The 14,126-nt window shown below is 67.4% G+C and carries 11 protein-coding genes; 6 read left to right on the top strand and 5 right to left on the bottom strand.

The genetic code is table 11. The annotated features are described in order from the left end of the window. Positions 1 to 25: 25 nt before the first annotated feature. Positions 26 to 2,005 carry a choline BCCT transporter BetT gene (gene betT / locus G5A07_RS10285; RefSeq protein ID WP_010485181.1) on the bottom strand — a complete coding sequence of 660 codons (1,980 nt, stop codon included), beginning with the start codon at positions 2,003 to 2,005 and terminating at the stop codon, positions 26 to 28. A gap of 193 nt (positions 2,006 to 2,198) precedes the next feature. After that, positions 2,199 to 2,579: a VOC family protein gene (locus G5A07_RS10280; protein WP_010485179.1), complete on the bottom strand. Its 381-nt coding sequence runs from the start codon at positions 2,577 to 2,579 to the stop codon at positions 2,199 to 2,201. Positions 2,580 to 2,729: 150 nt separating this feature from the next. Between G5A07_RS10280 and G5A07_RS10275 the strand changes: the two genes are divergently transcribed. The 3 genes from G5A07_RS10275 (at position 2,730) to G5A07_RS10265 (ending at position 7,207) form a co-directional block, all read left to right on the top strand. Further along, a complete protein-coding gene (locus G5A07_RS10275; RefSeq protein ID WP_191863279.1) occupies positions 2,730 to 3,248 on the top strand; it encodes a sigma-70 family RNA polymerase sigma factor in 519 nt (172 codons plus the stop codon). Further along, positions 3,245 to 4,189 carry a FecR domain-containing protein gene (locus G5A07_RS10270; RefSeq protein WP_191863278.1) on the top strand — a complete coding sequence of 315 codons (945 nt, stop codon included), beginning with the start codon at positions 3,245 to 3,247 and terminating at the stop codon, positions 4,187 to 4,189. The genes G5A07_RS10275 and G5A07_RS10270 overlap by 4 nt, the downstream gene beginning before the upstream one ends. A gap of 69 nt (positions 4,190 to 4,258) precedes the next feature. Continuing rightward, the gene (locus tag G5A07_RS10265) at positions 4,259 to 7,207 is read left to right on the top strand and encodes a TonB-dependent receptor (protein WP_191863277.1); all 2,949 of its coding nucleotides are present in this window, start codon (positions 4,259 to 4,261) and stop codon (positions 7,205 to 7,207) included. Positions 7,208 to 7,349: 142 nt separating this feature from the next. Here G5A07_RS10265 and G5A07_RS10260 read toward each other — a convergent pair whose 3' ends face one another. Then, positions 7,350 to 7,673: an SMR family transporter gene (locus G5A07_RS10260; protein ID WP_049437687.1), complete on the bottom strand. Its 324-nt coding sequence runs from the start codon at positions 7,671 to 7,673 to the stop codon at positions 7,350 to 7,352. Continuing rightward, complete coding sequence (locus tag G5A07_RS10255; RefSeq protein ID WP_010485170.1) at positions 7,673 to 8,026, bottom strand: SMR family transporter; 354 nt, start codon at positions 8,024 to 8,026, stop codon at positions 7,673 to 7,675. The genes G5A07_RS10260 and G5A07_RS10255 overlap by 1 nt, the downstream gene beginning before the upstream one ends. Before the next feature lie 150 nt (positions 8,027 to 8,176). On the opposite strand from G5A07_RS10255, the gene G5A07_RS10250 reads away from it, so the two are divergent. Next, complete coding sequence (locus tag G5A07_RS10250) at positions 8,177 to 9,028, top strand: LysR family transcriptional regulator (protein ID WP_010485168.1); 852 nt, start codon at positions 8,177 to 8,179, stop codon at positions 9,026 to 9,028. A gap of 72 nt (positions 9,029 to 9,100) precedes the next feature. On the opposite strand, the gene G5A07_RS10245 is transcribed toward G5A07_RS10250, so the two are convergent. Next, positions 9,101 to 10,021 carry a M14 family metallocarboxypeptidase gene (locus tag G5A07_RS10245; RefSeq protein WP_191863276.1) on the bottom strand — a complete coding sequence of 307 codons (921 nt, stop codon included), beginning with the start codon at positions 10,019 to 10,021 and terminating at the stop codon, positions 9,101 to 9,103. Positions 10,022 to 10,152: 131 nt separating this feature from the next. Between G5A07_RS10245 and G5A07_RS10240 the strand changes: the two genes are divergently transcribed. Further along, positions 10,153 to 12,234, top strand: coding sequence for a TonB-dependent siderophore receptor (locus tag G5A07_RS10240; RefSeq protein WP_191863275.1), 2,082 nt, complete (start codon positions 10,153 to 10,155; stop codon positions 12,232 to 12,234). A gap of 62 nt (positions 12,235 to 12,296) precedes the next feature. Next, positions 12,297 to 14,069: a chloride channel protein gene (locus tag G5A07_RS10235; RefSeq protein WP_049481304.1), complete on the top strand. Its 1,773-nt coding sequence runs from the start codon at positions 12,297 to 12,299 to the stop codon at positions 14,067 to 14,069. The last annotated feature ends 57 nt before the right edge of the window (positions 14,070 to 14,126 follow it).

Here is a 14,126-nt window from a genome sequence, read left to right as displayed (position 1 = left end):
GGACCAACGGTCCGCCCCCACCGCATCACCGGCTCAGGTGCAGGAACTGCAGGTGCCGTTCGTACTGGCTGATGATGTCGTTGATGATCTGCTTGCGGCTGTAGCCCACCAGGTCGTAGTCCTGGCTGCCTTCGAACAGGTGCACCTCGGCGCGGTAGTAGCGCTGGTTGCGCAGCTGCTGTGCGGCGAACGACGGGGTCAGGTAACCGCTCAGAATCACCCGGTACAGGAAGTCCTGCTGCTCGCCATGGTTGACCGTCAACTCCATGTCGCCCGCCTCGAAGCGCGTGGCCACGTCCCAGCCCTGCCCGCGCAGCTGCTCGGCCACCGCTTCCATCGCCGGCTTCACCGTGTCATCCATGAAGCGGTAGACCTGGTCGCGCACCGGGAAATGCATCGCCTGGCTCAGGCGCTGGCGCCAGCCCTGGTGGTGGCGATCGTCGCCGATCAGCGGCGATGGCCGGTACTGCAGCGCGCGCTTGCGGTGCGATTCGTCACTGAAGGCGCGGGTCAGCCCCCACATCATCAACAACAGGATCGCCGAGAACGGCAACGACGCCAGCACCACCGCCGATTTCAGTGCGTCGATACTGCCGGCCAGCAACAGGCCCGCGGTCAGCACCGCGATCACCGTGCCCCAGAACACCCGCAGCCAACGCGGACCATCATCCTCGGGTGCGCCGCCATGCGAGGACAGCGTGGACAACACCACCGCCCCCGAGTCGGCCGAGGTCACGAAGAAGATGAAGCTGACCAGCACTGTCACCGTGATCACCGCGCGGCTCCAGGGGTAGCCGTCCAGCAGCGCATACAGCACGGTCGGTGGATCATCCACCGCCAGCTGCGCCAACTGTTGCTGGCCGTGGTGCAGCACCTGGTCCAGCGCGCTGTTGCCGAAGATCGACAGCCAGGCCAGGGTGAAGCCCAGCGGAATCAGCAGCACGCCGAACACGAATTCGCGGATGGTGCGGCCGCGCGAGATGCGCGCGATGAACAGCCCGACAAAGGGCGCCCAGCCGATCCACCAGGCCCAGTAGAACACCGTCCAGCCGCCCAGCCATTCCGGTCGGCCGCCGTAGGCATACACATCGAAACTCTTGCCGACCACGCTACCGAGGTAGTCGCCCAGGTTCTGCATCAAGGTGCTGAACAGGTACTGCGTCGGCCCGGCAAACAGCATGAACAGCACCAGCGCGATCGCCAGCAGCATGTTGATGTTGGCCATCCAGCGCACGCCTTTCTCCACGCCGGAGACGGCCACGGCCACCGCCGCGCCCATCATCGCCACCACCAGCATGATCTGCACCAGGTTGGAATGCGGGATGTTGAACAGGTGCGCCAGCCCGGCATTGAGGTGCAGCACGCCGAAGCCCATGTCGGCGCCGATGCCGAACACGGTGGCGACGATGCCCAGCGCGTCCACGGTGTAACCGATCGGGCCATTGATGCGCTTGCCGATCAGCGGGTACAGCGCCGAGCGCAGTGCCAGCGGCAGGTTGTGGCGGTAGGCGAAGTAGGCCATCGCCATCGCCGCCAGCGCGAACACACCCCAGCCATGCAGTCCCCAATGCAGGAACAGCAGCTGCATGGCCTGGCGCGCGCCGGCCTCGCCCGCCGCCGGATCGCCCTGCGGCGGCTGCAGGTAGTGGGTCAGCGGCTCGGAAACGCAGAAGAAGAACAGGGTGATGCTGATGCCTGCAGCGAACAGCATGCCGGCCCAGGAGAGGTAACTGAACTCCGGTTCGTCATGGTCGGCACCGAGCTTGATGCCACCGTACTTGGACAGCGCCACGCCGACCACGAACACCAGGTACAGGGTCATGGCCAGCAGGTAGTACCAGCCGACGTTGAGTGCGGCCCAGTCCTGCGCCTTCAGCAGCAGGCGGCCTGCGCCCAGCGGGAACAGGCTGACGAACAGCGCGAACGCCACGACAACGATCGCCGCGAAGGCGAACACAGGCCGAAGGGTGCGCACCGGGGATTGTTGCGGCTCCAGTACATCCATGGGGCGGCGTTCTCCGGTAGATCAAAGGGTTAGCCGACCGATTGTGGCTGAACCGCAGTGGACAGAGCATGAAGTTGTGGCCAGCGGTCACAGGCCCGATCCACCATTACGTGTTATCACGCGCGCGCCGGCAGACGCCTGCGAGCACAGCCGCGCGCACTGCCTGCGACGCGGCCACGCGCGTACTGTCCAATTACGACATCACATGCACCGCGCACAGCTTGTTGCCATCCGGGTCGCGCAGGTAGGCCAGGAACAGCTGGCGCCCGGCCATGCTGCGGATGCCGGCCGGGTCTTCGATGGCGGTGCCGCCATGGGCCACGCCGGCGTCCTGCCAGCCACGCACGGCCTCAGCACTGTCGAGGGTGAAGCCGATGGTGCCGCCGTTGGCGTGGCATGCCGGCTGACCGTCGATCGGCGCGGTGACGATGAACATACGGCCATCCTTGAAATACACCAGACGGCCCTTGTCATCGAAGACGCCCGGACGTGCGCCCAACGCACCGAACAGTGCATCGTAGAAGCGATGCGCGGCGTCCATGTCGTTCGTTCCAACGGTGATGTGGCTGAACATGCGGGCACTCCCTGTGGAAAACCGCAGTGTCGGCGAGCACGTCGGGCATCGCAAATCCGGCGACCTCCCCCGCTGCGCCCCGCGCAACGTTTGTCGCGCGCCGCTCGATCACCCTATAATGGGAATCATTCTCATTAATGATCAATGCCGATGGCCGTGCCCGCCGCCTCCAGCACTGCGCTGGCGGGGTTCTACCGCGAACACCATGGCTGGCTGCTCGGCTGGTTGCGCCGCCGCACGCACAACGCCGACTGCGCCGCCGACCTGACCCAGGACACCTTCCTGCGCCTGCTCAGCCGTCGTGTCGATCCATCAGAACTGCGCTTGCCGCGCGCCTATCTCAGCACCATCGCGCACGCCCTGCTGGTCAACCACTGGCAGCGCGCGGACCTGGAACGCGCCTATCTGGCCGCGCTGGCCGCGCAACCGGAGCCGGCGCACCCTTCTGCCGAGGAGCGCACACAGGCATTGCAGCTGCTGCACGCCGTCGCCGACATGCTGTCCGGCCTCGCCGAGCGGCCACGGCGCGCGTTCCTGCTGGCGCGGCTGTCCGGCCTTGGCTATGCACAGATCGGCGTGCAGCTGGGCGTGTCCGAGCGCATGGTCAAGAAGTACATGGCGCAGGCGATGCTGCATTGCCTGCGCCTGTCCGGCGACGCGGCGGCATGAGCGCGGCATTGGCCGGCCCGGCGCTGGAACAGGCTGCCGAATGGTTCGCGCTGCGCCAACAGGGCTGGAGCGACGGCGACCAGCAACGCTGGCACGCCTGGCTGCAGGCCGATGCTGATCACGCCGACGCCTGGCGACGGGTCGAGGCGGTCTGGCAATCGTTCGCCCCGCTGTCGGCTCCGGCAGCCGCAACGGCACTTGATGCTGCGCGCCTTCGCCGGCGGCGGGCGCTGCGCGGCATCGGTGGCGCCCTCGGCATCGGCGCGGTCTCCCTGCTCGGCCTGCATGGGCTTCAGGCGCAGCGCCGCCTGCACACGCACCGCACCGCTGCCGGGCGTACCGGTCATTGGACGTTGGCCGATGGCAGCCAGTTGTGGCTCAACGCCGGCAGCGAAGTGACCGTCGACATCGGCAACGGCCACCGCGCCCTGCATCTGCTGCGCGGCGAACTGCTGCTGCAGACCGGCCACCACCCTGCATTCGTCGGCCTGCCCCTGACCGTGCATGTGCCCGGGGCGCGCCTGCAGCCGATCGGCACCCGCTTCGCGGTCGGCCGCGAAGCGCAGGACGGCCGGTTGGACGTGTTCGAGGGTGTGGTGCGGTGCCTGCCGATGTTCGGTGCGGCGCTGGATGTTCCTGCGGGAAGTGCGCTGCAGATCGGACCGATGGGGGGACTCACAACGGTCGCTGCCGATCCTCTGCGCGGCGACTGGCAGGACGGACGCCTGCAGGTGCAGGACACGCCGTTGATCCGGGTGATCGACGAACTGGCCCGTCACCATCAGGGCTATCTGGGCTGTGATCCGGCACTGTCCGCATTGAATGTCACCGCGGTATTGCCGCGCCTGGACAGCCTGCAGGCCCTGAAACTGCTGGCGCGCGCCCTGCCGATCCGCATCGAGCAGCGTTGGCCGTGGTGGACCGTTGTGCGTCCGCGTTGAAATCGCGGTTCCCTTTGTGCGCGCTCGGCGGGCCCTACAAGGGAACCCCTTGCGGATGTTGCCGCCCCCATGAAACGACCCTGCCCTTCCCCTCGCCCGCTTGCCATCGCGCTGTGCCTGGCCCTGGCCACGCCGTGCCTGTTGCCGGCGGCCGCCCACGCACAGGATGCCGCCGCTGCCGTTCGCTGGCAGATCCCGGCCGGACCGCTCGACCAAGCCTTGACCACGTTCGGCCAGCAGTCCGGCCTGTCCATCGCCACCGATGCGCGCCTGACCCGCGGCCGCCACAGCAGCGGCGTGCAGGCCTCGCTCAACACCGAGGCCGCGCTGGCGCAGCTGCTGGCCGGCACCGGCCTGTCGTTCCAGCGTGATGCCAGCGGCGTGGTGCTGCAGGCCGCCCCCGCCACCGATGCTGGTGTGCGCCAGATCGGCACCCTGCGCGTAGCCGGCCAGGCCAGCGAAGGTGCTTCGCCGTGGGGCTTGGCCGATGCCGATGCCGTATACCGCGACAGCGGCTCGCGCGTGCATCTGGACCACCAGCAGCTGGAACGCTTCCGCGGCCAGTCGATCGGCGATGTGCTGGCCGGCGCAGTCGGCGTACACACCGGAGACGTACGCAACGGTGGTGCGCTGGACGTGAACATCCGCGGCCTGCAGGGCCAGAACCGGGTGCCGGTGATCATCGACGGCGGCCAGCAGGCCATCGACGTGTACCGCGGCTATGCCGGTGTGCAGCAGCGCAGCTACCTCGACCCGGACCTGATCAGCGCGATCAGCATCGAGAAGGGGCCGAGCCTGGCCGCCAACGCCGCCAGCGCGATCGGCGGCGTGGTCTACATGGAGACGCTGAACATCGATGACATCCTCGACGAGGGCGAGGCCTGGGGACTGCGCGTGCGCGGTGGCGTGGCCGACAACAGCATCGACCGCACCCGTACCTTCAAGCAGATCGCGCGCGGCAGCGACAACCGCAACAGCCTGCGTGACCCGCGCGACTGGAACGGCAGCGTGGCCTTCGCCCAGCGCGGCGATGACTGGCAGCTGGTGGCGGCCTACGCACGGCGTCGCCAGGGCAACTACTTCGCCGGCAGCAACGGCGCGCACCGCTACGACGACCAGCACCTGTCCAGCGGCGGTACCGGCATGTCCAGCCAGGCGGTCTCGGACATGTACCACTCGGGTGATGAAGTGCTGAACACGCACACCGACAACGAATCGGCGCTGCTGAAATTCACCTGGACGCCCAACCCCGACCAGCGGCTTGAGCTGAGCCACCGCTACTTCAACTCCAGCTTCGGCGAGATCATGCCCTCGGCGATCGGCCGTGTCGGTGAGTCCAACGAATGGGTGACCTACGTGGACAAGGCCAACACCATGTTCCAGTTCGAGCCGGGGAAAATGCGGCTCAATGCCACCTCGCTGCGCCACCGCTACCGGCCCGAGGCACATCCGTGGCTGGACCTGAGCAGCACGCTGTGGTTCACCACCGCCACCAGCCGCATGTTCAACAGCAATATCGCCAACACGCCGCTGTTCAAGGACGTACCCAACGACCAGATGCCGGACACGCTGGGGGAAACCTATGGCCCGGGCCTGCAGTCGGACGTGAAGACCCGGCGCTGGGGCGTGGACAGCAGCAACACCACCCGCTTCAGCAACAGCCTGGGCGACTGGACGCTGCGCTACGGCGCTGCGTTCCAGCATGAGGACACCGCACCGAACTCGCCCGTGCTGCCGGTGGACTACAACAACAACCGCTACCTGCGCTCCGGCACGCGGCGCGAAGCCAGCGTTGTCGCCTCGCTGCAATGGCAGCCGTGGGACTGGCTGTCGCTGACCGCTGGCGGTCGCTTCATCGACTACCGCACCCGTGACCGCAACCGCGTGGCCTTCGTCAGCGAATCGCGCGACCTGCGCTACACCTTCGCGCGCCTGAGCAAGGGCGGCCAGCTGCTGCCGGGCTGGTACAAGGAGTGGTACCCGGATGCACAGGGCAAGTACACCTACGACTCGCTGCGCGCTACGCCCTACGGCGACAGCACGCTGGGCCAGAGCTACGACTTCGATGGCTTCATCCCCGACCCGCGCGGCGCCAACGGTTTCTATACCAAGCAGATTCCCACCGCCTGGGGCTACAAGCCGGCGATCCGCCGTTCCGGCCACGGCTTTGCGCCGTACGCAGAGGCCCGCTTCAACCTCGACCAGGACATGTTCTTCTACGTGAAGTACGCGCAGGGCTGGAAGATGCCCAGTCTGTTCGAATCGACGCTGGGCAACAGCACCTCGGCACCGGTGGCCGACCTGAAGCCGGAGAAGAACCGTTCCTGGGACATCGGCTTCAGCCTGCTCAAGCAGGACCTGTGGCGCGATGGCGACCGCCTGGCGTTCAAGGTGGCCTGGTTCAAGAACGATATCGACAACGCGATCACCCGTCGCTTCGACTCCAGCAACTGGGCGTTCTATGTCGACAACGTGGACAACTACACGGTATCCGGCTACGAGCTGCAGTCCGGCTATGACGCCGGCATCGCCTACCTGGACCTGTCGGCCAGCTACTACCAGCGCGCGCGCACCTGCGACGCGGCCACCGCCAAGCGCCTGCGTGAAGACCCCTATGCGAAGTGGAGCAAGCTGGACACCACGCCGGATTGCGTGGATGGCGGCTTCGGTACCTCGTTTGTCAACGCACAGAATCCGCCGAAGTACTCGATCCACAGCACGCTGGGCTTCCGCCTGTTCGACAAGCGGCTGGATACCGGCATCCGCCGCACCTACAACAGCGGCCCCACCCACGAACTGGACAAGCCCTGGAATACCACCGGCTCGACCGGGTTGCAGAACATCTACCTGCCCACCGCGATCTACGACTTCTATGCGCGCTGGCAGTTCACCCCGAAGGCCGAAGTGGAACTGGTGGTCAGCAACCTGCGCAACACCTACTACATGGACACGCTGGCGATGAGCCTGATGCCCGGCCCGGGCCGTACCACGCGATTGAACTTCACCGCACGCTTCTGACCGCTGCAGAAACCGCAACGCCCCGGGGAGATCATCCCCGGGGCGTCTGCATGCGGCGGCTCACGCTCTGACAGGTACCAACCCGGGTTGGCACAGCAACTCAGCACGCGTAGGTGCCAACCTTGGTTGGCACAACAACGCGTTACTTCGCGGTGCTGAGCAGCAGCACCGCAACAGTGACCAGCGCGATGCCGATCCAGCCGATCGGGCGCAGGCGGTTGCCGAACAGCAGGCGGCCGCAAGTGGCGGTACCGATCACGCCGATTGCACCCCACATCGCATAGGCGGTGGCCAGGTCCATGTAGCGCACCGCCTGGCCCAGCAGGGCGAAGGCGATCCAGACCATGACGACCGCGCCGACGCCCCAGCGCCAGCGGCGGAAGCCCTCCGACTTGGCCACCATCATGTTGGCGGCAACGTCGATCAGCGCAGAACAGATCACGAAAAACAGAGCCAGGGTATTCATCAGTGCGCCTCCCCGAGGGTGACACAGACGATGCCGACCACCGCCAGCACGAGGCCGGCCAGCTGCTGCAGCGACAGGCTCTCGCCAAACACGGTGAGGCCGACCACGGTCAGCAGGGTCAGGCCCAGGCCTTCCCAGACTGCGTAGGCCACACCCACGGCGATGCGGCGCACCGACTGAGCAAGGAAGAAGTAGGACAGCGCCAACGCGCCGGCCATGATCAGGTAGCCGGTCCAGCCACCATCGCGGGCGGCATGGGCCATGAACGAGGTGCCGACCACTTCGGCAACGATCGCCACGGTCAGGCAGGCCCAGGCGACCAGCGCGCCACGGGCGGGAACAGTACGGGACATGTGAAACTCCTTGCGGGACGCGGACAGCGCCCCGCCCTCAGTAGATCCACGCCATGCGTGGATGCCCCGCAGACAGGGGCGACGGCGGACAGTATCATCGTCTTTTACGGTCTATTCAAAATGGATACCATCGACAGGAGCGATGGATCAATGCCCTATTCCCCTGAATCCCTGCAGGCGTTCGTCGAAGCGGCCGCGCTCGGATCGTTCTCGGCGGCGGCGCGTCGCCTGCGCAAGACCCAATCAACGGTCAGCACCGCCATCGCCCACCTGGAGGCGGACCTGGGCGTCAGCCTGTTCGACCGCAGTGGACGCTACCCGCAGCTGACCGAAGCCGGGCGCCAGGTGCTCGGCCATGCCCAGGAAATCCTCGCCGCCGATACCCGCCTGCAGCAGTTGAGCGTGCGGCTGGCCGCCCCGGTCGAAGCGCGGCTGACCGTGGTGTTCTCCGACGTGTATCAGCTCGATCCGGAGCAGCGCGTGTTGCAGCGCTTTGCCGAAGCGTTCCCCGAGATCGAACTGGAATGGCTGGATGCCGAAGGCGAAGACGTGCTGGAACTGGTCGGCAGTGGTCGCGCCGCGCTGGGCCTGCTGCCGCGCCAGGAAAGCTATCCGGATGGTCTGGTGGCACGGCCATTGGCCCATCACAGCGAGCTGTCGGTGTATGTGGCGCACGACCATCCGCTGGCCGACGCCGGCCGTCGCGCAGCTTCCCAGCTGGCACGGTACCGGCAGGTGCGATTGAGCGCGGAGGTCGACCATGCGCGGGCGGTTACCGGGCTGGCGTGGACCGCCACCGACTACCTGATGGTGATGGAGATGGCCGAGGACGGCATCGGCTGGGCCGAGCTGCCACGCGCGCTGGTACAGCGCTACGACCGCGGGCAGCTGGTGGAACTGACTCTGCCCGGCTGGCCACGACGCATCCACAGCGACCTGCTGTGGCGCCGCGACACGCCGCCGGGGCCGGCGGCGCTGTGGTGGGCCGACGCGTTGGGGTGAACCGAAAAAGGGACGGAGGGGATCAAGTCGTTTGTGCCGCAAACGACTTGATCCCCTCCGTCCCCTTTTCCATCAACGATGGGCGAGCGCGTAATCCAGCGACGCGCACACCGCTGCCACCTGGGCGTCGTTGCACTGCTGCGGGGTCGCCCGCGGGCTGTCCGGGTAGACCTCGGTGGTGGTGGTGTAGGTCGCACCGGTGATGCCGGCACACAGGCCCAGCTTCACCAGCGGGTACTCGATCACGCCGTGAGCGACCACCGGCGAACCGATGATCTCGCCCTTGTCGTCGGCCGGCGCGATGTGGGTGACCTTCTCCACCGCGGCAATCACCGCCTGCTGGAAGGCCGGTTGTGGGTTCTCGCTGTCGTCCACCAGATAGAAGCCATCCGGAATCAGGCCCGGCTCGAACGGCTTGCCGTCACGCGCGGCCAACGCCGGGCGGAACTCACTCTCGTCGCTGTCGGTAGTCTCGTGCAGGTCGATGTGCAGCACGAACTGGTCCTTGATCGGTGCGATCAGCTCGATCAGCGCGGTCGACTCGCCGGCCGGGCCATCGGCGCGGAAATTGCGGTTCGGGTCGATCGCATCGAAGTTCCAGCGGTTGATGCGCTCGAAGCCCCACGGATTCACGCACGGTGCCACCAGCAGATTGGCCTTGCCGGCGTAGTCGGCGGCGTGCCTTTCGAGGAATTCCAGCGCGCCCATCACGCCGCTGGTCTCATAACCGTGCACGCCACCGGTAACCAGGGCAGCCGGCAGCGCCGGGTTCCAATCGCGGCTGCGCAGGGCGAACAGAGTGTAGGTCTCGCCAGCGTAGTCGAGCTGGCCATAGGCCACCTTGTCGAAGCGCGAAGCCAGCGCCTCGATGCGGGGCAGCACCTCCTCGTCATAGCGACGCAGGCGCTGCTGGCGGCCACGCCACACCTCCCGTTCCGCCGCTCCCCACGGCTGGCCAGGGGTTCCGACGGGGTAGAAGGCGGCTTGGGACATGGCAGATCTCAGCGAGTCAGGAAGCAATCGCCCACTCTACCACCGGGGGAACAGCGTGAACCGGCGGCGCATTCCATTGGCGAATGGAATCAGCAATAATTCTCATTTACCGCCTTCCACAGCTCGCACCGATGCCCATCCCTGCCCTGCAACCGGCCCGCCTGCCGCTGGCCGCCGCCCTTGCCCTGTGCCTGCTCCCGGCCACCACCGCCTTCGCCCAGGATGGCGCCACCACGCTGGACAGCATCCAGGTCTCCGGCAGCTGGCTGGGCACCGGCCTGCATGACAGCGTGAAGCGCTTCGCCGGCGCGCGCACCGTGGTTGACCGCCAGCGCATCGAGGCCAGCGGCGCGGCCAGCCTCGGCGATGCCATGCGCCGCATCCCCGGTGTGCAGGTCACCGACAACTCCGGCACCGCTGGCAGTTCGGTGTCGCTGAACATCGGCGTGCGCGGCCTCACCGGGCGCTACTCGCCGCGCTCGACCGTCCTGTTGGACGGCGTGCCGCTGGCGGTGGCGCCGTATGGCCAGCCACAGCTGTCGTTCGCGCCGACCAGCCTGTCCAACATCGAGTCGATCGACGTGGTGCGCGGCGGCGGCGCGGTGCGCTACGGGCCGCAGAACGTCGGTGGCATCATCAACTTCAGCACCCGCGGCATTCCCACCGAGGCCGGCCTGCACGGCGAAGCCGGCGTGCGCTACACCGCCTACGACCATGGCGGCGGCGACAGCGCCCAGTACAACGCCTTCCTCGGCGGCACCGGCGACAACGGCTTGGGCGCCGCCCTGCTCTACTCCGGCCAGGATGGTCGCGGCTGGCGCCAGGGCAGCGATGACCGCTTCAACGATCTCGCGCTGAAGTTCGCCTACGCCATCGACGAACAGCAGGAGCTGCGTGCCAAGCTGTCCTACTACGACGTACGCTCGCTGACGCCGGGCGGCCTGACCCGTGCGCAGTACGAGGCCGATCCGTTCCAGAACACCCGGCCGACCGATTTCTGGAAGGGCCACCGCACCGGCATCGACCTGGGCTACACCAACACGCTGTCGGCCAACAGCGAGTTCGAGGTGCTGGCCTATTACAACGAGAGCACCCGTGCCAGCTCGCTGATCAACGCCGCCAACACCCAGCTGACCGTGCAGCCGCGCGACTACCGCGTGCTCGGCATCGAGCCGCGCTATACCCAGCGCCTGCACTGGGGCAGCGCGGTGCATGACATCACCGCCGGCTACCGCTTCCTGCGCGAGCGCGGCAACGACCGCAGCTACACCGTCGCCCGCCGCACCGGCGCGGCCAGTGCCACCACCCGCTTCGACAACGCCACCGACGCGCACGCCTTCTACATCGACGACCGCATTGCGATCGGCCAGTGGCGGATCACGCCCGGCGTGCGCATGGAATGGATCGACATGGACCGCCGCCAGGCCGGAGGCACGGCGACCTTCAGCAGCCGCAACGACAAGGCCCTGCCCTCGATCAACATCGCCTACCTGCTGACTCCGCAGCTGACCGTGTTCGGCAACTACACCACCTCGTTCGGACCGGTACAGAACATCCAGCTCAATTCGCAGACCGCCAGCAATCCGCTGAACCCGGAAGTGGCCAAGACCACCGAGCTGGGCGCACGCTGGCAGGATGGGGCACTGCGCGCGGAAGTGACCGTGTTCAAGATGCGCTTCGACAACCAGATCCTGCAGGTGCCGGGCATCACCCCGCCCACCTTCCAGAACATTGGTGCCACCGACCACAAGGGTGTGGAGAGCGCACTGGAGTACCACTTCGCCGAGGATAGCGCGCTGGCCGGGCTGGAGCTGTACGCCAACTACACCTGGACCAAGGCGATCCAGCAGTCCGGTGACAACCGCGGCCTGGACGTGCCGTTCTACTCGCGCGACACCGACAGCATCGGCGCCCGCTACGCGCTGGCCGGCTGGACCTTCAACGTCTCCAGCACCCACCAGAGCGGCCAGTTCTCCGACGCCGCCAACACCTGGGCCGAGAGCGCTGACGCGCGCGTGGGACGCGTGCCGGGCGTACGCCTGTGGAATGCCCAGGTGGCCTGGCAGGTGCCGGGGCTGGGTGACAGCGAGATCGCGCTGGGCGTGAACAACCTGGCCGACAAGCGCTGGTACACCCGCAATGTCGATGGCAACGCCGGCCGCATGGTGGCCGCGCCGCGCACCTTCTACGTGCAGGGCCGCTACCGCTTCTGAGCCGGTAGCCGCCCGATGCGGTGACGGTGGCGCTCACGGTGGCGGCGTATCATGCCGCCACCATGTCTTCGCCCGTTTCGCCATCGCGCCTGCATCTGGCCTTCCAGGGCCTGCGCCTGCGGCTGCGCGGCAGCGACCTGTGGTTCATCGCGCTGGCGCTGCTGGTTGGCCTGATCGCCGGCTACCTGACCCTGCTGCAGTCGGGCATCGCGCGCTGGCTGCAGGGCACGTTGTATGGGCTGGACGACGGCATGCGGCTGAGCTCCCTGCCCTCGCTGACCTGGACCGCGCTACTGGTGCTGCCACTGGGCGGGCTGCTGGTCGGCCTGGTCAGCCTGGCGGCGACGCGACTGAAACGGCCACTGCTCGATGCGGTGGAAGCCAATGCGCTGCACGGCGGCCGCATGTCGATGCGCGACAACCTGATCGTGCTGACCCAGACCCTGCTGTCCAACGGCTGCGGCGCGTCGGTCGGCCTTGAGGCTTCGTATACGCAGATGGGCGCGGGCAGCGGCTCGCAACTGGGCAGGGTGATGCGCCTGCGTCGCAACGACGTGCGCATCCTGGTCGGTGCCGGTGCCGCCGGTGCCATCGCCGCTGCGTTTGGTGCGCCGCTGGCCGGTGCGTTCTACGCCTTCGAGATCGTCATCGGCGCCTACACCCCCGCTGCGCTGGCACCGGTGGCCGTCGCAGCGCTGGCCGGCGCGTTCGTGGCCGACCAGGCCGGCATCGAAGCCTATCTACTGCCAGCGGCCTCGACCATCGACGTGCGCGCCGCCGACTACGCGATCTACGGCCTGCTCGGCTGCTGCTGCGCGATGGTCGGCATCGCCATCATGCGGCTGATCGCCTCGATCGAAGGCACGGTCAAGCGCAGCCCCCTGCCCGCGTGGGGACGGCCGGTGGTGGGTGGACTGCTGCTGATTCCACTGGCACTGGCCAGCCCGCAGGTACTGTCGTCCGGCCACGGCGCCCTGCATCTGGACCTGACCACGCACCTGCCGCTGATCTGGATCGGCGGCCTGTTGACCCTGAAGTGCCTGGCCTCGGGCATCTCGCTCGGCTTCGGCTTCCGTGGCGGACTGTTCTTCGCCTCGCTGTTCATGGGCACCCTGGTCGGCGCGCTGTTCGCTGGACTGCTGGGCATGGCCACCGGCGTTCCGGTGATCGACGCCACCTCGGCCGCGCTGGCCGGCATGGCCGCACTGGCCGCCGCCGTCGTTGGCGCGCCGATGACCATGGCCATGCTGGTGCTGGAAGGCACGCACGATTTCCTGCTGACCAGCGTGGTGATGAGCGCGGTACTGGTGTCCAGCACGCTGGTGCGGCAGTGGTTCGGCTACTCGTTCTCGACCTGGCGCATGCACCTGCGCGGCGAGACCATCAAGAGCGCCCGCGACGTGGGCTGGGTGCAGAACCTCAACGCCGGCCGGCTGATGCGCAAGGGCGTGGCGACCGCCCCGGCCGATCTCGATGCCGCCGCGTTCCGCCAGCGCTTCCCGCTGGGCTCGGGCACCCGGGTGATCCTGATCGACAGCGAGGGCCACTATGCCGGCATCGTGCAGATTCCACGGGTCTACGGCGATGGCGTGAAGCCGGAAACCCTGATCGGCGAACTGGCCGAGAACCGTGACGTCTCGCTGGCACCGTCCTCCGACGTGGTCAGCGTGATGCAGCGCTTCGACCAGACCCAGGCCGACGAGCTGGCGGTGGTGGCTGCCGACGGCCAGGTATTGGGCGTCGTCTCCGAAGCCTTCGTGCGCAAGCGCTACGCCGAAGAACTGGACAAGCGCCAGCGCGAGCTGATGGGCGAGCGCGTCGACGATACCGACTGATCCCGAAAAAGGGGATTAAGTCGTTTGTGGCCCATCCGGGTATCCACGCATGGCATG

The organism is Stenotrophomonas sp. AS012628 (genome assembly GCF_010608305.1).
Lineage (GTDB): Bacteria > Pseudomonadota > Gammaproteobacteria > Xanthomonadales > Xanthomonadaceae > Stenotrophomonas > Stenotrophomonas geniculata.
The sequence above is the reverse complement of the archived record's forward strand: the minus strand, read 5'-3'. Positions and strand labels throughout refer to the sequence as shown.

Bases quoted from the DNA above. Each gene is read 5' to 3' on its own strand.
- betT (WP_010485181.1), bottom strand. From the start codon at position 2,005: ATGGATGTACTGGAGCCGCAACAATCCCCGGTGCGCACCCTTCGGCCT.
- G5A07_RS10280 (WP_010485179.1), bottom strand. From the start codon at position 2,579: ATGTTCAGCCACATCACCGTTGGAACGAACGACATGGACGCCGCGCAT.
- G5A07_RS10275 (WP_191863279.1), top strand. From the start codon at position 2,730: ATGGCCGTGCCCGCCGCCTCCAGCACTGCGCTGGCGGGGTTCTACCGC.
- G5A07_RS10270 (WP_191863278.1), top strand. From the start codon at position 3,245: ATGAGCGCGGCATTGGCCGGCCCGGCGCTGGAACAGGCTGCCGAATGG.
- G5A07_RS10265 (WP_191863277.1), top strand. From the start codon at position 4,259: ATGAAACGACCCTGCCCTTCCCCTCGCCCGCTTGCCATCGCGCTGTGC.
- G5A07_RS10260 (WP_049437687.1), bottom strand. From the start codon at position 7,673: ATGAATACCCTGGCTCTGTTTTTCGTGATCTGTTCTGCGCTGATCGAC.
- G5A07_RS10255 (WP_010485170.1), bottom strand. From the start codon at position 8,026: ATGTCCCGTACTGTTCCCGCCCGTGGCGCGCTGGTCGCCTGGGCCTGC.
- G5A07_RS10250 (WP_010485168.1), top strand. From the start codon at position 8,177: ATGCCCTATTCCCCTGAATCCCTGCAGGCGTTCGTCGAAGCGGCCGCG.
- G5A07_RS10245 (WP_191863276.1), bottom strand. From the start codon at position 10,021: ATGTCCCAAGCCGCCTTCTACCCCGTCGGAACCCCTGGCCAGCCGTGG.
- G5A07_RS10240 (WP_191863275.1), top strand. From the start codon at position 10,153: ATGCCCATCCCTGCCCTGCAACCGGCCCGCCTGCCGCTGGCCGCCGCC.
- G5A07_RS10235 (WP_049481304.1), top strand. From the start codon at position 12,297: ATGTCTTCGCCCGTTTCGCCATCGCGCCTGCATCTGGCCTTCCAGGGC.